Annotated in this window: 25 protein-coding genes; 20 read left to right on the top strand and 5 right to left on the bottom strand. The window is 63.6% G+C overall.

The features are described from left to right. Positions 1-3 precede the first annotated feature (3 nt). Positions 4-696 (bottom strand): XRE family transcriptional regulator, encoded by a 693-nt coding sequence (locus tag MC381_RS15110; protein ID WP_264297446.1) that lies wholly within the window; start codon positions 694-696, stop codon positions 4-6. Positions 697-805: 109 nt separating this feature from the next. Here MC381_RS15110 and MC381_RS18305 point away from each other — a divergent pair, with 109 nt between their 5' ends. From MC381_RS18305 to MC381_RS15175, 14 genes are all read left to right on the top strand, one after another. Then, positions 806-940 carry a hypothetical protein gene (locus MC381_RS18305; protein WP_264297447.1) on the top strand — a complete coding sequence of 45 codons (135 nt, stop codon included), beginning with the start codon at positions 806-808 and terminating at the stop codon, positions 938-940. Positions 941-961: 21 nt separating this feature from the next. Beyond that, positions 962-1,168 carry a ribbon-helix-helix protein, CopG family gene (locus MC381_RS15115; protein ID WP_251978587.1) on the top strand — a complete coding sequence of 69 codons (207 nt, stop codon included), beginning with the start codon at positions 962-964 and terminating at the stop codon, positions 1,166-1,168. Positions 1,169-1,401: 233 nt separating this feature from the next. Beyond that, positions 1,402-1,647 carry an ogr/Delta-like zinc finger family protein gene (locus MC381_RS15120; protein ID WP_251978588.1) on the top strand — a complete coding sequence of 82 codons (246 nt, stop codon included), beginning with the start codon at positions 1,402-1,404 and terminating at the stop codon, positions 1,645-1,647. Positions 1,648-1,691: 44 nt separating this feature from the next. Continuing rightward, positions 1,692-2,078: a hypothetical protein gene (locus tag MC381_RS15125; protein ID WP_251978589.1), complete on the top strand. Its 387-nt coding sequence runs from the start codon at positions 1,692-1,694 to the stop codon at positions 2,076-2,078. Positions 2,079-2,107: 29 nt separating this feature from the next. Continuing rightward, complete coding sequence (locus MC381_RS15130; RefSeq protein ID WP_251978590.1) at positions 2,108-2,527, top strand: hypothetical protein; 420 nt, start codon at positions 2,108-2,110, stop codon at positions 2,525-2,527. Next, positions 2,524-2,733, top strand: coding sequence for a hypothetical protein (locus tag MC381_RS15135; protein ID WP_251978591.1), 210 nt, complete (start codon positions 2,524-2,526; stop codon positions 2,731-2,733). Before MC381_RS15130 ends, MC381_RS15135 begins: the two co-directional genes overlap by 4 nt. After that, positions 2,730-5,093 carry a replication endonuclease gene (locus MC381_RS15140; protein ID WP_251978592.1) on the top strand — a complete coding sequence of 788 codons (2,364 nt, stop codon included), beginning with the start codon at positions 2,730-2,732 and terminating at the stop codon, positions 5,091-5,093. Before MC381_RS15135 ends, MC381_RS15140 begins: the two co-directional genes overlap by 4 nt. Positions 5,094-5,130: 37 nt before the next feature. Beyond that, positions 5,131-5,352: a hypothetical protein gene (locus tag MC381_RS15145; protein WP_251978593.1), complete on the top strand. Its 222-nt coding sequence runs from the start codon at positions 5,131-5,133 to the stop codon at positions 5,350-5,352. Beyond that, positions 5,345-5,560, top strand: coding sequence for a TraR/DksA C4-type zinc finger protein (locus tag MC381_RS15150; protein WP_251978594.1), 216 nt, complete (start codon positions 5,345-5,347; stop codon positions 5,558-5,560). The genes MC381_RS15145 and MC381_RS15150 overlap by 8 nt, the downstream gene beginning before the upstream one ends. After that, positions 5,550-5,765, top strand: a complete 216-nt coding sequence (locus MC381_RS15155) for a hypothetical protein (protein ID WP_251978595.1) — start codon at positions 5,550-5,552, stop codon at positions 5,763-5,765. The genes MC381_RS15150 and MC381_RS15155 overlap by 11 nt, the downstream gene beginning before the upstream one ends. A 271-nt stretch (positions 5,766-6,036) precedes the next feature. Next, positions 6,037-6,294 carry a pyocin activator PrtN family protein gene (locus MC381_RS15160; RefSeq protein WP_251978596.1) on the top strand — a complete coding sequence of 86 codons (258 nt, stop codon included), beginning with the start codon at positions 6,037-6,039 and terminating at the stop codon, positions 6,292-6,294. 9 nt (positions 6,295-6,303) lie between these two features. Then, positions 6,304-6,738 (top strand): (deoxy)nucleoside triphosphate pyrophosphohydrolase, encoded by a 435-nt coding sequence (locus tag MC381_RS15165; protein WP_251978597.1) that lies wholly within the window; start codon positions 6,304-6,306, stop codon positions 6,736-6,738. After that, positions 6,731-7,546 (top strand): HNH endonuclease, encoded by an 816-nt coding sequence (locus MC381_RS15170; RefSeq protein WP_251978598.1) that lies wholly within the window; start codon positions 6,731-6,733, stop codon positions 7,544-7,546. Before MC381_RS15165 ends, MC381_RS15170 begins: the two co-directional genes overlap by 8 nt. Before the next feature lie 14 nt (positions 7,547-7,560). After that, entirely contained in the window at positions 7,561-8,154 is a 594-nt protein-coding gene (locus tag MC381_RS15175; RefSeq protein ID WP_251978599.1) for a hypothetical protein, read from the top strand. On the opposite strand, the gene MC381_RS18375 is transcribed toward MC381_RS15175, so the two are convergent. Continuing rightward, positions 8,142-9,197 carry a tyrosine-type recombinase/integrase gene (locus MC381_RS18375; protein ID WP_251978600.1) on the bottom strand — a complete coding sequence of 352 codons (1,056 nt, stop codon included), beginning with the start codon at positions 9,195-9,197 and terminating at the stop codon, positions 8,142-8,144. The two genes, MC381_RS15175 and MC381_RS18375, sit on opposite strands and share 13 nt — an antisense overlap. Positions 9,198-9,304: 107 nt before the next feature. Here MC381_RS18375 and dusA point away from each other — a divergent pair, with 107 nt between their 5' ends. Next, on the top strand, positions 9,305-10,345 hold the full coding sequence (gene dusA, locus MC381_RS15185; RefSeq protein ID WP_374708184.1) for a tRNA dihydrouridine(20/20a) synthase DusA: 1,041 nt from the start codon (positions 9,305-9,307) through the stop codon (positions 10,343-10,345). 24 nt (positions 10,346-10,369) lie between these two features. Here dusA and MC381_RS15190 read toward each other — a convergent pair whose 3' ends face one another. Next, on the bottom strand, positions 10,370-11,398 hold the full coding sequence (locus tag MC381_RS15190) for a succinylglutamate desuccinylase/aspartoacylase family protein (RefSeq protein ID WP_251978602.1): 1,029 nt from the start codon (positions 11,396-11,398) through the stop codon (positions 10,370-10,372). A gap of 187 nt (positions 11,399-11,585) precedes the next feature. After that, positions 11,586-12,353, bottom strand: a complete 768-nt coding sequence (locus MC381_RS15195; protein ID WP_251978603.1) for a CDP-alcohol phosphatidyltransferase family protein — start codon at positions 12,351-12,353, stop codon at positions 11,586-11,588. Positions 12,354-12,690: 337 nt separating this feature from the next. Between MC381_RS15195 and MC381_RS15200 the strand changes: the two genes are divergently transcribed. The 5 genes from MC381_RS15200 (at position 12,691) to MC381_RS15220 (ending at position 17,279) form a co-directional block, all read left to right on the top strand. Further along, positions 12,691-13,662, top strand: a complete 972-nt coding sequence (locus MC381_RS15200) for a zinc-dependent alcohol dehydrogenase (protein ID WP_251978604.1) — start codon at positions 12,691-12,693, stop codon at positions 13,660-13,662. Positions 13,663-13,802: 140 nt separating this feature from the next. Beyond that, the gene (locus tag MC381_RS15205) at positions 13,803-14,201 is read left to right on the top strand and encodes a 6-pyruvoyl trahydropterin synthase family protein (RefSeq protein ID WP_251978605.1); all 399 of its coding nucleotides are present in this window, start codon (positions 13,803-13,805) and stop codon (positions 14,199-14,201) included. Continuing rightward, complete coding sequence (locus MC381_RS15210) at positions 14,198-15,265, top strand: glycosyltransferase family 4 protein (RefSeq protein WP_251978606.1); 1,068 nt, start codon at positions 14,198-14,200, stop codon at positions 15,263-15,265. The genes MC381_RS15205 and MC381_RS15210 overlap by 4 nt, the downstream gene beginning before the upstream one ends. Further along, positions 15,262-16,152, top strand: coding sequence for a class I SAM-dependent methyltransferase (locus tag MC381_RS15215; RefSeq protein ID WP_251978607.1), 891 nt, complete (start codon positions 15,262-15,264; stop codon positions 16,150-16,152). The genes MC381_RS15210 and MC381_RS15215 overlap by 4 nt, the downstream gene beginning before the upstream one ends. Then, entirely contained in the window at positions 16,149-17,279 is a 1,131-nt protein-coding gene (locus MC381_RS15220) for a lysylphosphatidylglycerol synthase transmembrane domain-containing protein (protein ID WP_251978608.1), read from the top strand. Before MC381_RS15215 ends, MC381_RS15220 begins: the two co-directional genes overlap by 4 nt. Before the next feature lie 47 nt (positions 17,280-17,326). On the opposite strand, the gene MC381_RS15225 is transcribed toward MC381_RS15220, so the two are convergent. Then, positions 17,327-18,217, bottom strand: a complete 891-nt coding sequence (locus MC381_RS15225; protein ID WP_251978609.1) for a RibD family protein — start codon at positions 18,215-18,217, stop codon at positions 17,327-17,329. Positions 18,218-18,346: the final 129 nt, after the last annotated feature.

The following is an 18,346-nucleotide window of genomic DNA, read 5'->3' on the forward strand; positions in this document are numbered from 1 at the left end:
AAATCAAAAAACCCTACCCACCTTCCGCCAGCACTGCCCGATGATCTCCACGTTCCGCCGCTCGCCCGGCTTGATCAGCTCCCGCTCGTAGGCCGGGTTATCACTGATCAGCAGCCAGCCGTTGCCGGCGACGCGCTGCACGCGCTTGATGCGGAGCTCGTCATCCATCCGCAGCAGAAACACGCCATCCGGCGTGCGTTGGCCACGGTTCACCAGCACCTGTTCGCGATCGCGGATCGTGTCGCCCATGGAGTCCCCGCGTGCAGTCACGCCAACGACCTGGGCCGGGTCCACTCCCTCGGCCTCGAACAGCTCGGCCGGCAGGTAGAACGTCGACTGAATCGTCTCGGCGTCGAATAGGCGCCCCGCTCCCGCTGCGGCCTCTATGTCATACATCGGCACCGGTTCTGCTCCCTGAAGTACGTCCAAGGAGGGTGGCGACTCCGGAATATCCAAACGGGAACCATAGAGGATGAAATGCACGTCAGCCCCGACCTGCAATATCCGTTCGAGATAAGCAGTGTCAGGGTGCCGTTTACCGGTTTCGTAGTTGGATTGCGCGACTTTTTTAACGCCGCCTACGGCGCCGAAGTCTTCTTGAGACATACCCAAACGGGTACGCTCCTGTCTAAGCCGCTCGCCAATGTTACTCAAAAAGGATTTCTCACTCTTGACAGATATCCATTTGGATATCATTCTGAGTTCACACGATGATTTAGCGTCACACTAACCCGGAGCTTACCCCATGGACCCCATGCCGTCGAAGCCCACCCGTAGTCCGCGCGGCGTCGAGAGACCCGTCGCCATGCGTCTGTTGCCCGATGAGCGCGGCGAGCTGGAGCGAATCGCCGACAAGGAAGTCCGTTCGGCGGCTTCGATGGCCCGCATCATCTTCCTGCGTGGACTTGCCCATTACCGGCAAGACAGCGCCTCCGCCTGATCAGCACAAGGAATCCTCGCCATGTACCAGGACCCGAAACGTGTTCGTAGCCACAAGTGCACCGTTTATCTGGACGAGTACGAGGCCGCGATCATTCAGGCCCACGCCAACTACGCGGGTGTCTCACGGGCCGAGATGATGCGCCAACTCATGCTGCAACAGGCGCGGGAGGCTTTCGGCATCGATCCCGCCTCGCTCAGCGCCACTTTGCCAGCGAGCGCCGGTTGAAAGAAGCCGTGTATTCACCGTGTTTCCACCGTGCAAAGCGAGGCCCTCATGCCGGAACAGTCCGTCGAGTTCGATGAGCAAACAGCGGCCGTGCTCGATGCCGTGTGCGAACACGCAGGCTTGAGCTCACGACGTCAGGCCGCCGAGTTCCTGCTACGCACCAGCATCCGCGAAGGCAATGCCCGGCTTACCGGTCGCGGTCGCGCACTTTACCCAATCCAAGGAGGTTCTCGGTGAGGATCTGTTGCCCGCATTGCGGCGAAGCGTCGATCACACGCACCAGTCGACGCCCGTCGCCGACGCTCTACGAGGTGTACGCGCAGTGCATCAACCCGGCGTGCGGCTTCGGCGGCAAGATCTACGTCGAGTTCGCCAAGACGCTGACGCTGAGCCGCGCGCCCAACGCCGACATTCGTATCCCCATGGAGCCGGAACACCGCCGCGCCTGCATGGAGCAGCTCGCCGAGCTGAACGGCTAACCCCCAACACAACGCCCCGAAGGGCTCATTTCAGGAACGACACCATGACGATCGCAACCGCTTCCGCTGGCCATCTGGCCAAGCGGCTCCCCCAACTCGACCCGAAAAACGCCGCCACCGCCTATTTGCTGCGCTACTGCCGGGGCCTGGAACGCCGCGAGGCGTTGGAAAACTGCACCCAGTTCCTGATGAGCGAACTGGCCATGCCGGAAGCCAGGGCGGAGCTGGAGGCGATCCACGCCAGCGCCGAGCTGGAATCGCTCAATCAGGTGGCCTGGATCGACCTGGATGCCAGCACCCGCGATGTGGTCGTCATTCGCTCCGCCGGCGGCGTGCCGGTCTCGTTCACGGTGGGCGACCTGCTCGCCGCGCGGGAATCCGCCCGCGACAAAGGCACGCTTCGCGTCATTCGCCAACGGCCGCTGCAGTAACGGCCATTCGAGTCAGCGAGGTCTACCCCATGGCAGCCGCTCCACAAACCGTCACGACACAACCACGCCGCCATCTGGCACTGGTCGAACCGGATTCCCGTGCTGGCTTTGGCGCCCTGCGGGCGGAGCTACACGCCCGCTGCGCGGACGAGGATCTCGCCGAGCTATGGGCGGACATGCTGACCAACGAACGCAAGGCGGTGCTGGCCAGCGCGCAGATGACCCCGGGTGACGCGCTACGCGGCATCGACGAGATGAGCCGCACCGAGCGCGACGCGATTCGCGCCGCCATCGGTCGCATGAGCCGTTACGCCCAGCGTCTGGGCGAGCGGCTCAAGAGCGAGAGCCCAACGCTGGAGCTGGCCGCCAACGCCCGTCGGGCGATCGGTGCCGGCGATACGCAGGCGGCACTGCATTGGCTGGGCCTGATTGAACGGGGCGCGCAATGAGCCGAATCACTTACCGACCTATCGCCTACGCGTTGACAGACGCCCGACTGCAAATGGTGCAACTGGCCGGCCAAATGCAGGCAGAGGGAGATACCGAGGGCGCTCAGGTACTACTGACGGAACAGCGGCGGCTAGCCGCCTTCGTTCACGAGATGGATGGCCGAATTCTCGCTGCAATGTCTCCGCTCGAAGGTAAATCGGAATGAGTGCACTCGAACAATCCCGCGAGTGGGGCACGGTCGATTGCCTGCGTTGGCGCGGGGCCATCTTCACGCGCCTGCCCTCGCTGGCCGAGGATCTGGCCGCCGGGTTTCTGCACGTCGCCATTCGCTACGGCAACGCGGCGGGTAACCGCTGGCTGACACGTCAGACGGCGGATCTGCTCGAACCGACGCAGGTCTACAAACGCTTCCCGGTGATCGCGGACGATCTCAAGCGCGCGTTCATCGCCAAGCGCAACGCCGAGAGCACGACTATCGAGGGCATCAAGGCAGCCTGCCAATGGCTACAGGATGCCGAATCGCGCCTCAAGATCGGCTCGCTGAACGTGACCCACGATGACGATGCGCTGGTCGACTACGCCCAGGCACAGGCTCGCGCCGTGGAGGATGCGCGCAACAAGCTGATCGGCAACATCGCCGAGCACAATCGTCGCCAGCGGCTCGGCCTGCTGCCGCCGGCAAGGCGCATTCGCCAGCCGCGTGGTGGTTCCCTATCCGAGCAGTCGCGGGATATGGCGCGCCAGATCGCCGAGGCACGCAATCCACTGACGCCGCCGCCGGCCGGTATCCCGTTGATGGCGGTATTCGCGTGGCATCGGGCGCCGCTCATGAGTCTGGCGGTCGCCGATGAGCTGGCCGCCGCCGCGGCGCGCAAACGTGCGACGCTGCATAGCATCACCCCGCCACCGGTGAAGCAACCCGCCAGCATGCAACTGGCCCGCCTGAGCTGCGAGAGCTTCTGGCGTCGCAAGCTGCGTCGGTTGGCCGGGCGCCGGCTGGAGCAGGTGCAGCGCGAGGCCTATCGCGTTCATGCGCAGGCCGGCATCTACTGCAGCGACCTGACTATCGAACGCCGCCGCGCCCAGCGCGTGCGCAACCGCACGCTGCTGGAAGCCTTCGAGGCGATCAATCAGGAAGGTCAGGTCTACACCCTAGCGGAGCTGGCCGAGCTGGGTCTGTCGAACCCGGACCACCGCCGCGCGGAACTGATGCTGCGCATCCGCGATACGGAAGTGGAAGCCCGGCGTCTTGGCCACGTCGGCATGTTCTACACCGTCACCGCGCCAAGCCGGTTTCATCCGGTCAACGCCAACCGCTACAAGGACCGCAAGGGCCGGGAGCGCTACCGCTGCAGGCGTAACCCGAAATACGACGGTTCCACACCACGAGAAGCACAGCAGCATATCCAGAAGGTGTGGGCGAAGGCCCGCGCCAAGCTCTCGCGGGACGAGCGCGCCATCTATGGCATCCGCGTGGTCGAGCCGCACCACGACGGTACCCCGCACTGGCACCTTCTCATCTGGATGAAGCCGGAAGACGCCGAAGCCATTACGGAGACACTTCGCGGCTACGCGGAGGAAGAGTCCCCCGAGGAGCTCTACAACTCGCTCGGCAAGACCACGGCGCGCTTCGATGCCAAGCGCATCGACCACGACAAGGGCACCGCCGCCGGCTACGTGGCGAAATACATCTCGAAGAATATCAATGGCGAGCAGTTCACCCGCGCCGGCGTGGAAGGCGACGAGCTGGACCGCTACGGCCACGACCTGAACAGCGCGGCGCCACGTATCGAAGCCTGGGCGGCGTGCTGGGGCATCCGCCAGTTCCAGTTCGTTGGCCTGCCCAGCGTGACCGTCTGGCGCGAGATTCGCCGCCTCACCGACCAGCAGGAAAGCCAACTGCGCGAGTGGGAAGCCGCGACCCGCCCTCACCCGCGAGCGGCGGCCACCTTCCACCAGATCCGCGAAGCTGCCAACGCCGGCCAGTGGGACCGTTTCCTGCGGCTCATGGGCGGCCCGAACACGCCACGCAAGCTGCAGCCGATCAAGCCGTGGTCGATCCCCGCTTTCCGCACCGATCAAGGCGATGACGATTTCAGCCACGCCACCGGCGAGCGGCGTACCGAGTTCCTCGAGCGCGGCCGCTACGGCGACGAAATCAAGGTACCCAAGGGGCTCGCCGTCAGCGATGGCAAGGGCCGCGTGTCCGAATATCTGACGCGCCTGTACCGCTGGAACGTGCGCCCGAAGCGTGCGGCCGCGAAGGGTTTTTCGGGAGGAGGCGAAGCCGCCGACCCTTGGACTTGTGTCACTAACTGTACGGACCCCGGCACGGGGACCGGCCAGAGCCTCATCCCTCGGAGGATCCTCACTCCGAAAGAACTCACCCCGGCGGAGCTCACGGAGCAGACCCGCCGGTACCAGGAGTGGCGCGGCAGCGAAGCGGTCCGCGCCGAGATGGAAGCGGTGGAACTCGAAGAGCGCCACATCCGTGCCGCAGCCCGCCGGCACGCGCCCCGACCCGAATGGCATGGCATCGAGGAGTTCTTCCCCGATGGCATCTGATAACGCTCGCGCCACGCAGGCGCTAAAGGAGGAAACGATGGAAACCCAAGCCCGAGCCGTGCCACGCGGCACGCTGCAGGAAGCCGGCGAGCTGGCCGTCTTGAGTGACGCCAGCGGCCCCACCCGGCACCGCTATGCCCTGGTGATCGCGTTCGACAGCGAGGACGCATTACGACAAGCCGTCACCAACCACCGCTGCGCCTATCGGGATGGTCAGCGAGTCCAGGAGCTCAACGCGGAGGGTGCCGCCCATGGCTGATGCAGCAGACAACGCCGGCGTCGTGATCGAGCAGCAACTGGCCAGCTCACTCGCCCGCCATCATCTGCCGGCGGATATCGCCACCGACTCCGAGTGCGAGGAATGCGGCAACGAGATCCCCGCCGCCCGGCGCGCCGCCGCTCCGTGGGCAACGACCTGCATCGAGTGCCAGTCGATTCGTGAAGCCAGGGGGCGCCATGTCCGGTGAACGCATCAAACGGCTGTCTCACGTCGCCGCTTTGCTGATCTTCGCATTGGCACTCGGCGTGGCATTTCAGGCAGGCGTCGGCCTGACAGCCAGAATCCTGCCCCGCATCGATGTGATTGAGGTCCATGCCATCAATCACGCCGAGACGGCCGATATGGCCACCACAGAACCGCTCCCGGCGCTGCCGGGTCGGTATCAGTACTGAGGGCCTGAACGATGGCCGGCAATCATCACGCCCGAGCTGCGGGCATCCTGTGCCGCGATCCGGCGTTCCGGCTCTATCTCGACCGCCGCGCCCGGGCCAAGTTCGGCGCAGACGTCCCAGATGGTACCCATACCGATCAGGACGCCAGTGAGTGGATCCGGAAAGCGTGCCAAGTCCGCAGCCGATCGGAGCTCGATACAAACCAGCAGGCCGGTACCACCTTCCGGCTGATCCAGAACCGCTTCAACCGTTGGAGAGCGAGACAAAAATCATGAATACCTACTTCGGACTGCTGGCCGAATTCGACGGCCGTGCTGAACTCCTCCTGGAGGAAGTGGCGCCCCGGTATTTCGGTATCAGTGCCAAGACGGCAAACGCCCGCGCGTTGGCGCAAGGGCTGCCCGTGCCCGCCTATCGTGCGCTGGACTCCCAGAAATCGCCTTGGCTGATCAGCGCCGCAGACCTGGCCAGCTATCTGGACAAGCGGCGAGCTGAAGCGTCCGCGATGTGGCAGAAAGTAAATCATTGATGATCAGCGATGTGGCGTCAGGTTAGGCTACTCAACAAATCGATACTGGGCGCCACTATGAAAAATGTCGCTGCAGGGCTGATCTTGGATGAGGGAACCATACTCCTGACAAGACGCTCCCCCGGGCAGAATCTCGCCGGCTACTGGGAGTTCCCAGGAGGCAAACAGGAAGCCGGCGAAACCATCCAGGAATGCCTAGAGCGAGAGCTACTTGAAGAGCTCTCGCTTTCTTGCATCGCTAAAGAAGTCTTCATGGAAAGCCGATACGACTACGATGGGGGATCGATCAATCTCGTTGGCATCATTGCTCAAGCTGACTGTCAGCCACTCACCCTCACAGTTCATGACCTGGCAGAGTGGGTCCCGATAGAGGACCTGATGACCTTCAAGCTCGCACCCGCAGACATTCCCATCGCAAAGGCTCTTATCAAATCTCATGGATAGCATCGAGACGCTTCAACCAGGCACGATTCTCAACAACGCCCAGCTATGTGAGATTTTCGGATGCAGCCCTCAGGGCGGGATGAGGCGTTCAAAACGCACCAATACATTGGTCGTGGTGACGAATCACATTGAATCGATCTACGACGATCGCTGGGAGGGGGACATCATCCACTACACCGGGATGGGCCAAACCGGTGAAATGGAGCTCAATGCGGCCCAGAACCGGACGCTCAATGAAAGCCCAGCGAACGGTGTTGCGGTCCACCTTTTCGAGGTGTTCAGGAAGCGTGAATACACCTACGTCGGGGAAGTCGAACGTATTGCTCCGGCCTACCAGGCCCAACAACCTGACGCTGAAGGTAACCTCCGCCTGGCCTGGCTATTCCCGTTGCAACTGAAAAGCTCAATGGCAGCACCGCTGGACCCGGAGGCGGCGGATGAAGCCTACCGCAAGCAAGAACGCCAGGCTCGCAGGCTCTCGGATGAGAAGCTACAGGAGAGAGCGTGGCAATCGCCGGCAGAGGTGAGTGTCCGCAGTGTGCTCACCGCCCAGCGCGGACGCTCACCGTATGTCGCCGCCTATGCCAAGCGCCGCGCTGCGGGATCATGTGAGCTCTGCCAGGCCCCCGCGCCATTCCAAACTCAAGGTGGAGAGCCCTACCTGGAGTGCCATCACATCGAATGGCTGTCACGGGGTGGCAAAGACTCAATCGACAATACCGTCGCGCTCTGCCCCAACTGCCACCGCCGGATGCATGTTATCGAAGCAGAAGCCGACATTAATGCCCTAAAAGAGATTCGCAAATGAGGGGCAGAGAGAAATTGAAAGAAGTGTTTTCGGGACCTAATTCCCCTGGAGAGACTAGGGAGAAATACTGGGCGATGCACAAAAGCATGGGCATTGGAATTTTCCTGGGAAGCTTGACGATGCTGCTATACGAAGTGACTAAGACGCAGCTAGCATGCCAGGCGGTGCTGGGGGTTCTATCACCGGAATTATGGTTACTTCTAACCTTCTGCGGCTTGTTTTTTCTCTGCCTACATGATGTCGCACCGAAAATTAAGCTACTTAAGCGAGCAGCGGCATCGACGATAAAAATTTCCTCTGATATTGGCTCTTTGTTTATTGGCGCTATTATTTCGGCACTTTGCGTCGCGTCGCTGGTAGAAAGTGGGATATCTGGCCTTTTTGGAAATTCTCCCTGGATCATTGGGGGCGGCGCCATTTTTTATGCTCTAGCGGCAGTTACTAACTACCTGCCTTACGCCATGCTTACAACGGAATATGGCCGAGAAGAGATGGAAAAAAACAGAAAAGCATACCCCTTTAGAGCCTTGATGCTTCTGCCCATCATCATGATTATTTTGTACTTTTTACGACTTCCATCGTTACAACTATGCAATCACTTCAATTGAAGCTTCTCTGGCCGTAAGTGGGTGTATCTTTTCAAGACATCCCAGCTCTCGTGTAGCGTGAATTGCTGCACCTCAACGATCTCATAGCCCACCTCGAATAACCGCGACGTCGCTTCGTGCCGAAGATCATGAAACCGAAGATCTTCGATCCCACTGGCGACGCAAGCGCCCCGCCACCGGGTTCCTATCGACTTGCCGTTGTACGGGAATATCTCATCAATGCCAGATTGCCGCGGCTGCCGTTCGATAATTTCCATGGCGGCATGGGTGAGCTTAAACCGCTTGTGATTGCCCAGTTTCTGCCGCGGGTGCTTCGCATCTCTGACGATGCAGGTCATTGATCCCTCATCCAGGTCGCTCCAACGCAGTCGCACGATCTCGGCCTGGCGTCTGGCTGATACGATCGCGAAGTCCATGATGTCTTCCATTGGAAGGATCGCCGAAGGCCGGATGCGTTGGGAACGCTGGAAGAAAGCTCGCAATCGGCTTATCTCACCTTCGGATGGACGGCGATCCCTCTCCCCTGCCTTGGCGATGAGGCCTTTGCCCCGCAAGAGCAATTTCGCTGACTCGAACTCATTCAGATCGACGGGCATTTTCCAGGCTGCGGCGGCCGTTTTCAGGATGATGCCGATCCACACCACATCCTGATTGATCGTTGAGGGCTTGATCCCGCTATTGCGACGCATCTGAGCGTGATCGATGACCTGCTCGCTGGTGAGGTCCGTGATCATCACTCTCGCAATAGGGAACCGCCCAAGCTGCTCAATCGTGGCACGCTTCGAACGCCCAGCACCTTGCCCAAACTCCTCGAGGTAGCGCTCGAAAGCATCGCCAAGAGTGACGTTTCGCCACCGGGCCGTGATCACGCCACCGGGCGCACTAAGCTCGAGTTCTCGGCGCTTGGCCCACTCCTCGGCCATCGCCTTGCGCGGAAACGTCCGCGACTCTGTATAATCCCCGCTTCCTCGGCGTGCGATGCGGATCCGGGCCAGGTATGAGAAACTGCCGTCCTTCTTCCGCCGCTTTACGATGGTGGCCACAGCCCCTCCCGAAATGTGACAAATCCGGATGCCGCGCGGTGCCAGATTTGTGACAACACGACTCGCAAAACGCGGCAAAAGCACTGTAAATATTACCAGTTATGGCTATGACCGAAAACGTCACAACCCGCGAAAACCCTACAATCACGCGGCCTGTGCTTGATAGGACTTTCTCCGTCGCCCCGATGATGGAGTGGACGACACGCGACTATCGCGCTTTCGCGCGCTGCCTGACGCGCCGCACGTTGCTTTATACCGAGATGGTGACCACCGGAGCGATCCTGCACGGTACGCCGCGCGAGCGCTTCCTGGGCTACGACGCCATCGAGCACCCGCTGGCATTGCAGCTGGGCGGCAGCGATCCCGGCGAGTTGGCGGAGTGTGCGGCGATTGCCGAAGCGTGGGGCTACGACGAAGTCAATTTGAACGTCGGCTGCCCCAGCGATCGGGTGCAGAACAACCTGATCGGCGCCTGCCTGATGGGCTACCCGGAGAAAGTCGCCTCGGCAATCGATGCCATGCGTCGCACGGTGTCGATTCCGGTCACCGTGAAATGCCGTATCGGCATCGATGACCAGGACGAAGACGCCGATCTTGCGCGCTTTATCGAGCAGGTCGCGGCAACCGGTTGCGACACCTTTGTCGTGCACGCACGAAAGGCATGGCTACAGGGGCTGTCGCCCAAGGAAAACCGCGATGTGCCGCCGCTCAACTATCCGCGCGTCTATCGACTGAAAGCCCAGTATCCCACGCTGCACATCGGTATCAATGGCGGCATCAAGACGCTGGCCGAGAGCCGCGAGCACCTTGAGAACGGTGCCGACAGCGTGATGGTGGGTCGCGAAGCCTATCAGAACCCGTGGCTGCTGGCAGGCGTCGACCCGCTGCTCTATGGCGAGGCCGCACCGGTCGCCTCGCGCCACGAGGCCGCGCGCGCGTTCCGCCCTTACCTTGTCGAGCGGCTGGCACAGGGCAGCAAGCTGAACCATGTCACGCGCCATCTACTGGGGCTTTTCCAGGGCTGCCCGGGCGGCCGACGTTTCCGCCGCCATCTCTCCGAGCACGCCCATCGCGACGGCGCCGGCATCGGCGTCTTCGATGATGCACTGGGCCAAGTCGACGAGCAGCGCCTGACCGAAAGCGCCTGAGCCTGACGCACGCCCCGTGTTTCTCTAACCGCTCGCGCCAGGCGTCTCGTAGCGCGACTGAAAGTCCTCCACGGCGCTCTCGACGTCGTCGATCTCCTGATAGCGCGCGACATGAAACAGCGCCTCGCCTTCGTTGGCCAGCGGTAGGTTGCTCATGCCGATGACGATACCGTCAGCGCTTGCCACGACCTGCGCTTCGTCATTACCGAACGGGTCGGCGACCACGCCGAGCACTTCATCGCGCGCCACGCGCGCGCCCAGCCTGACCCTTGGCCGCAAAATGCCGTCGATTGGCGCGCGCGCCCAGCTCGAGCCGTTGGCGATCTCCGCCGCGGGCGGCGAACGGCGCCGACCTTCCGACGGCAACATGCCGATCAGGCGCATGACCCGACGAATACCGCGCACCCCGGGGGCGATCGCCCATTCGTCGAAGCGCAACGCCTCCCCCGCCTCGTAAGTCAGCACCGGCACGCCGCGACTCTGCGCATATTCACGCAGGCTGCCCTCGCGCAGCTCGGCATTGAGAATCACCGGCACGCCAAAGGCGTCGGCCATGGCACGCGTTTCCGCGTTACCGTGTAGCTGCGAACGGATCTGCGGCAGATTGGTGCGATGAATCGCGCCGGTATGCAAATCGATGATATGCGTCGCCCGGTCGACCATCGCCTCACGCAACAGCGCCGCGATGCGTGAACCCAGCGAGCCGCTTTCGCTGCCGGGGAAGCAACGATTGAGATCGCGGCGATCCGGCAGATAGCGCGACTGCTGCACGAAGCCGAATACGTTGACCACAGGTACCGCGATCAGCGTACCGCGCAGCCGCGAGAGTACCGGCAGACGCAGCAGCCGTCGCACGATCTCCACACCGTTGAGCTCGTCGCCGTGGATGGCACCACAGACCAGCAGCACCGGCCCAGGCTGGCGGCCATGAACGACTTCGACGGGAATGTGCAGCGGTGCGTGGGTATAGAGTTTGGCCACGGGCACGTCGACCTGACGTCGCGTCCCCGGTTCGATGCGCTCGCCCGCGAGCGTGAAAGGTGCCTGCGCCATGTAACGACCTGAAGGATCGGGAAAGACAGGCTGATCGTACTGGCATCCCCGCGCGTAGGCGAGCCCGCGAACGACAACAGAAGGCGCGAACATCGCGCCTAAAGAGAGCCAATTCGCCGCATACGATAGGCATCGGCATCGCCAGCCTAGGCGCGACTGACACCTGACCGGGGTGCGATCGCCGGTCCTAGAAGGCGTTGAGGCTGGGCGGCACCGCACGGCGCCGCCAGAGCCAACGCACGTCCCGCCCGAACGAGACGACCAGCAGCAGCAGGGAGAACGCCGCAAGCGACGAGGCCAGCGAGGCCGACACGATCGGTAACAAACAGATCAGCAGCGTCGTCACCTGCCAGACACAGACCGTCTTGCGGAAATAGCTGAGTGGTAGATCACGATGCAGCCACGGCAGATAGATACCGGCACCGACAAAGGCATAGCGCGCCAGACCGATCAACAGCGCCCAGCTGCCGACCTTGTCGAGCGCTACCACCGCCGCGCTCAGCACCAGAATGAAAAAGGCATCAAGCTCCATGTCGAAGCGGGCACCAAATGCCGAAGCCGACCCCGTGCGTCGCGCGACCCAGCCATCGATGCCATCCAATGACAGCGCCAGCAACGCCAGTGCTGCGATCCCTTCGCTGTGACGCTGCATGAAGGCTGGAAACGCGATCAGCCCAGCGATCACCGCAATCAACACCGCGCGCAGCAACGTGACCCGGTTGGCCCAGCCCAGTCCGCTGCGCGCCGGCGGCCAGGTCCAGAGGAACAGCGTGGCGATCACGAGATAGGTTCCGCCCGCCGTAAAGCGCAGACCCTGTGGTGCCGAAAATGCCCAGTGCACCCACTCAACCAGCACCGCGACCAACACCAGTCCCGCCGCCAGCTCTCCCCAGCCGCGACGCCGGATTCCGGCGCGATGGCCAGGCTCCCAGATCTTCACTGTCGAATCTCGCATCATTGGCCTCCCTGACTGACGGGATCTACGCGCTGCGTACAATATTGGATGCAAACGCGCAGGATCGCGAGTCACCTTTTGGCGATGCCTGCTCACCGTCACGTGAGACGCCAAACCACGAAGAACGTCGCTATGAGGGGCGCGCCGCTGCTGACGGACAGCACGTGCGACTCGGCATCAGACGTCCTACCCCCGATGCGTCGAACCCAATAATGATACAACAAATACCAATTCGTACAGCTTTTGCATAACGCTAAAACTGTCAGCTCTGCCATACTGCTTTACTACGTGATCAGGGCCGCCAACGAGGTCCAAACCAACAGGGAAGGTTCCGTTCATGACAGGTCCCTATGCTCACGCCTTCTGGTCGCTCGGCGACGGCAGCGGCGAAATTCGCCAGGCAGACCTCGGCGACAGCGGCGAGCTGATGGTACGCACCTGCTACAGCGCCGTCAGTCGCGGCAGCGAGACGCTCGTATTCAACGGCCAGGTACCAGCCAGCGAGTTTCAGCGCATGCGGGCACCATTTCAGAGTGGCGATTTCCCCGGACCGGTAAAGTACGGCTATTCCAACGTCGGGGTTGTCGAACAGGGCGCCCATGACTGGCATGGACGCCACGTCTACTGTCTCTACCCGCACCAGACGCACTACCGTGCGGCCGTCGACGATGTCGTGCCATTGCCCACCGATGTACCGCCGGAACGCGCCGTGCTTGCCGCCAACATGGAAACCGCGCTCAACGCGATGTGGGACGCCGCTCCCGGCGTCGGCGACCGCATCAGCATCGTCGGAGCCGGCGTGGTTGGCGCCCTCGTCGCCTGGCTCTGCGCGCGCTTGCCCGGCGCTCGCGTCCAGCTGATCGACATCGACGAACGCAAGCGCTTTCTTGGCGAGGCGCTGGGCGTCGAATTCCGTACCCCCGACAACGCCGCCAGCGAGCAGGATCTGGTGATTCATGCCAGCGCCTCCGATGCCGGCCTGCAGACGGCACTGTCGCTGGCCGGTTTCGAAGCCACCGTGCTCGAGATGAGCTGGTATGGCAGCCGCGAGGTCAATCTGCCACTGGGCGAAGCCTTCCACGCACGACGCCTGACGCTGCGCTCGAGCCAGGTCGGCAGCGTCTCGCCCGGCCATCGTCCACGCTGGGATCATCGGCGTCGGCTATCGCTGGCCCTGTCGTTGCTGAACGACGACCGTCTGGATGTCTTGATCAGCGGCGAGAGCCACTTTCGCGATCTGCCGGCCACGCTACAACGGCTGAGCCAGCGCGACGACAATACTCTCTGCCAGCGCATCTGCTACGCCTGAGCGAGCGTAGATGCGAGTAGAGACCGGCAAGATAAACAGACGATAGCGACCGTGCCTCGGGGGCGAATGCGATCGCGCCAAGGTACGAGACAGCACCCCCTGGCGACCGACGCGCCGCCTACACCGCAAGGAGACAGGGAATGTTCAGCCTGACCGTCCGCGATCACATGATGATCGCCCACAGTTTCAACAGCGAGACCTTCGGCCCGGCCCAGAAGCTGCACGGCGCCACCTATGTCGTCGACGTGACCTTCAAGCGTCCGGAGCTGGACCAGGACGACCTCGTCGTGGATATCGGCCTGGCCGGCGAGACGCTCAAGCAGGTATTGAGCGAGTTCACACTCAACAATCTCGACGAGATCGCCGAGTTCAAAGGCCGCAATACCACGACCGAGTTCATGGCCTGGGTGGTTTTCGAGCGCCTGTCGCACGCCATTCGCGAGGGCGCGCTGGGTGAAGGCGGACGCCATCTGACCGCGCTGGGTGTCACCCTGCACGAATCGCATATCGCCTGGGCAAGCTACGAGGGCGGGCTATGAGCGAGGTCACACTGATCGTTGCCGGCGACCCGGGCCAGCTCACCGGCGGCTACGTCTACGATGCACACATCACCGAGGCGCTGCGCGAACAGGGATGGACGGTCGACGTCGTCGGCCTCGACGGTCGCTTTCCCGAACCGGATGCGGTTGCCTCTCACGCGCTCGATAGCGCCCTGACCGCGCTGCCGGATGGCAGCCGTGCGGTCATCGACGGGCTGGCCATGGGCGGACTGCCGGCCATCATCGAGCGCCACGCCTCGCGCCTGTCGATCACCGCGCTGGTCCATCACCCGCTGGCCGATGAAACCGGGCTCGGCGAATCCGAGCAGCAACGTTTTCGTATCAGCGAGACGCGGGCGCTGGCTGCGGTCGAGCGCGTCATCGTCACCAGTGTCTATACCGCGCGCCGTCTCGCCGACTTTCAGGTCCCCGCCCACAGGCTGGCCGTGATCGAACCGGGCGTCGATATTGGCGAGCCGGCCACCGGCGATGGCAGCGGCATACCGCGTCTGCTCTGCATCGCGACGGTCACGCCGCGCAAGGGACAGGACATACTGGTCGATGCGCTGAGCGGTCTTGTCGATCTGCCCTGGCAGTGCGAGCTGATCGGGGCGCTCGATCGTGCCGACGCGTTCGTTTCTCGGGTTCGCGAGCGTATCGCCCATCACGGCTTGCAATCGCGGATCCGGTTGCTCGGCTCGCAGCCTACCGCGCAGCTCTCGTCGCACTATCGCCAGGCCGATCTCTTCGTGCTGCCCTCCCATTACGAGGGTTATGGCATGGTCATCACCGAGGCACTGGCCCATGCCCTGCCGGTCGTGACCACCACCGGCGGCGCGCTGGCGCACACCCTGCCGGACAGCGCCGGGCTCAAGGTGCCGCCAGGCGATGTCGAGGCGCTACGCGACGCCTTACGGCGGATGTTGAGCGAACCGGCCACTCGCCAGCGCTATCGCGATGGCGCGCTTCGGGTGCGCGACGCGCTCAATGACTGGCACGCGGCCGGTCGCGCCTTTGCCAACGCCCTGCATCGGGCCCCCGCCGAGGAGGGGGAGCCCGCATGACGCACGCTGACCGCTCACCGCACGCCGTCTTCAGCGACCCGTGGCTCAGCCTGCGTGAGCCCGCCGACCATCGCGCGCGGGATGCCCAGCTCACCCATGCCGCGGATCGCTGGCTAGCCCAGCGCCACCGCGATGCCGGACCTTTCGCGCACACGGGGCAAGTCGTCGATCTGGGCAGCGGCAGCGGTTCCAACTTGCGCTATCTGGCCCCCCGTCTTGCCGGCGCACAGCATTGGCGACTGATCGATCACGATGCCGACCTGCTGGCCCAGGCACGGCTGCGCTGCGAATGCGTGGCAAGCGCCGACGGCCAGCCGATTCATCTCGAGACGCGGCAGTCCACGCTTGCCGAGGCCTGGAATCGGGGATGGCCGGAGGCGGACCTGGTCACGGCTTCGGCGCTCTTCGACCTGCTGACGGCAGCCGATATCGAGCACCTCGCCAAGGCCTGCCAGCGCGCCGGCTGTGCGGCCCTCTTCGCCCTGAGCGTCGACGGTCATATCCGCTTTGATGACGCCGGTGGCCGCCCTGTCACGAGCGATGACGACCAGTTCGCCTTTCACGCGTTGGCGGACCACCAGCAGTGCGACAAGGGCAGCGGCCCGGCGCTTGGCACACGTGCGCCGGCCGTGCTGCGTGAAAACTTCCATCGTCACGGATTTCGGATACGCGAGGCGATCACCCCCTGGCGGCTGGGCCCCGAATCGCTGCCGCTGGCCGAAGCCCTGATGGCCGGCTGGCGCAACGCGCTTCACGAGCAGGTACCGACACAGGTGGCACGCATCGATCGCTGGCACGAGCAGCGTCTCGGTGAGCTCATGCGCGGTCAACTGAGTCTGACCGTCGGCCATCGCGATCTTCTCGCCATACCGGAGCCGCCTCGGTGAAGCGTCATCTGGCGTCGGGGCTGCGGCTGGGTATCACGCTCGGCCTGTTCGGTGTGCTCGCCTGGCGGCTGGACACCACTGAACTGCTGCGCCAGCTCGCCACTCTCGAGCCCGTCTGGGTGCTACTGGCGCTGGGGATCGCGCTCCCTCAGGTCGTGCTGTCGGCTTGGCGCTGGCGCCTGACCACGCAAGCCGTCGGGCTTGCCCTGCCCTGGCGTACGGCGATTGCCGAGTACTATCTCGCGACCTTTCTCAACCAGATTCTGCCTGGTGGCGTCCTGGGCGATGCCACCCGGGCCTGGCGCCACGGCAATCGCACCCGTGCCGGCCTTCGCGACGATCTTCGCAATGACCTTGGCAACGACCTTGGCGATGGACGACGCGAGGCAATAAGCGACATCACACGCGACACAGAATGCGACAATACGCACGGCAAGAACGAACGAATCTCCCGTGGCACCGCCGTACGCGCGGTCATCATCGAACGCGCTTCGGGGCAGTTGGCACTGATTGGCGTGGCCCTTGTCACGCTGTTGGCCTCGCCCACCCTGCGCAGCGGTATCGCGGAGGCCGCAGCGCCGCTGTCCGGCGTTTTCTGGGCGTGGCTCGTCGCCGGCTCACTCGTGGTGGTGGCGCTCGGATATCGGTGGCGACATCGTCGTGGAAGCCTGCGCGTGCTCGGCGACGCCCGTCGCGCCCTGTTCGATCGGGGCAACTGGCTGCGTCAGCTATCAAGTTCGCTGCTGGTCGTCGCCACCTACGTCGCCGTCTTTCTCTGCGCAGCCCGCGCCCTGGATCTCTCCCGACCGCTAGTTGACCTGCTGCCACTGATCCCGCCCCTGCTGATGGCAATGGCCATTCCGCTGAGCATCGCCGGCTGGGGGCTGCGCGAAGGCGCCGCCGCCCTGCTATGGCCACTGGTCGGCTGGCCCGCGCAGGAGGGTGTCACGCTCTCGATCACCTATGGCGTGCTGATTCTACTGGGCAGCCTGCCGGGGCTAGTGATATTCGCGCTAGGGCGCCGTTCATCGGCGCATGCAACAGGCAATGCGCACCCTGTCGCGACGCCGAGCCCAGCCGTGGAAGGTCTCGCCACGCGGGCATCACTCGAGGGGGAGACCGGATGACGCCGATAGTGATGATCAACGAGACGCCAGGCGGCGACAGGAGTCTTTCAGGCGGTGCCCATTTCATCCGCGCGCTGGCGCAAGTCAAGATCGAACAGCACATCGCTGCCCAGCGAGAAGTGCCGGCAGGCGGGGCGCAACGCCTGCGCCAGCGTATCGATCTCGGGCAGCGTGATCGCCGGGCGCCCGGAACCGATCAGCATCGGCGCGACGACGCTATGCAACCGGTCCAGGCAACCCGCTTCCAGGAAGCGCGAAATGGTCAACCCGCCGCCCTCGACCAGAATGCGACGATGCCCGGCCTCGGCCAGTGCCGCGATAATCGCGGCAGGCTCGATACCCTGTTCACCGCCTTCCAGGGAGACGACACGCACATGTTCGGCAGTGGCCGTCGCGACCGACGAACCGTGAGCGATCAGATGCCAGGCCGGCGCATCTGCCCGGTGAAAGACGCCGCGCTGCGGATTCACGCGACCTCGCGGGTCGAGCACCACGCGCAGCGGGTTGTCCCCCTCGACGTGACGCACCGTCAACTGGGGATCATCCGCCTCGACCGTGCCCGCGCCGACGACCACCGCGTCCACCAGCGCCCGCAGCCGATGCAGATGCACCAGACTCGCGGCCCCGGTGACGTAGTGCGAGGCGCCGCTTGCGGTCGCAATACGGCCATCCAGACTCTGACCGATCTGCGCGATGACCCGCGGGGCCCGCACGGTGTCGGCGACGCTCCACGGCAGCCAGATAGAGAAGAGCTGCGCGGCCTCGGCATCGACGGTCACGCTGCAGCGCCATTGGCCGTCGGGGTCGACCTCGAGCCGCCGGCCGCCCTCGTAAAACGTGCCCTCGAACTCGCCATCGCGCGCCGCTTTCGCGATCTGGCGAATCCAGGACCACGCCTGCGCGGGATCGAGCGGAGAAGAAGCAGAGGAGATACGCATCGTCGATCTCTGGTCGGGGGAGCTCACAGCGTAGCAAAAGATCATCGCCGGACGCAGACGCGCCGCCGAGCCATCGGCCGTCACGACAGCGGAGACACGAGAATCGTGACCGCCACTCGCTCTCGGCCG

This window comes from Salinicola avicenniae (assembly GCF_023736115.1).
GTDB lineage: Bacteria > Pseudomonadota > Gammaproteobacteria > Pseudomonadales > Halomonadaceae > Salinicola > Salinicola avicenniae.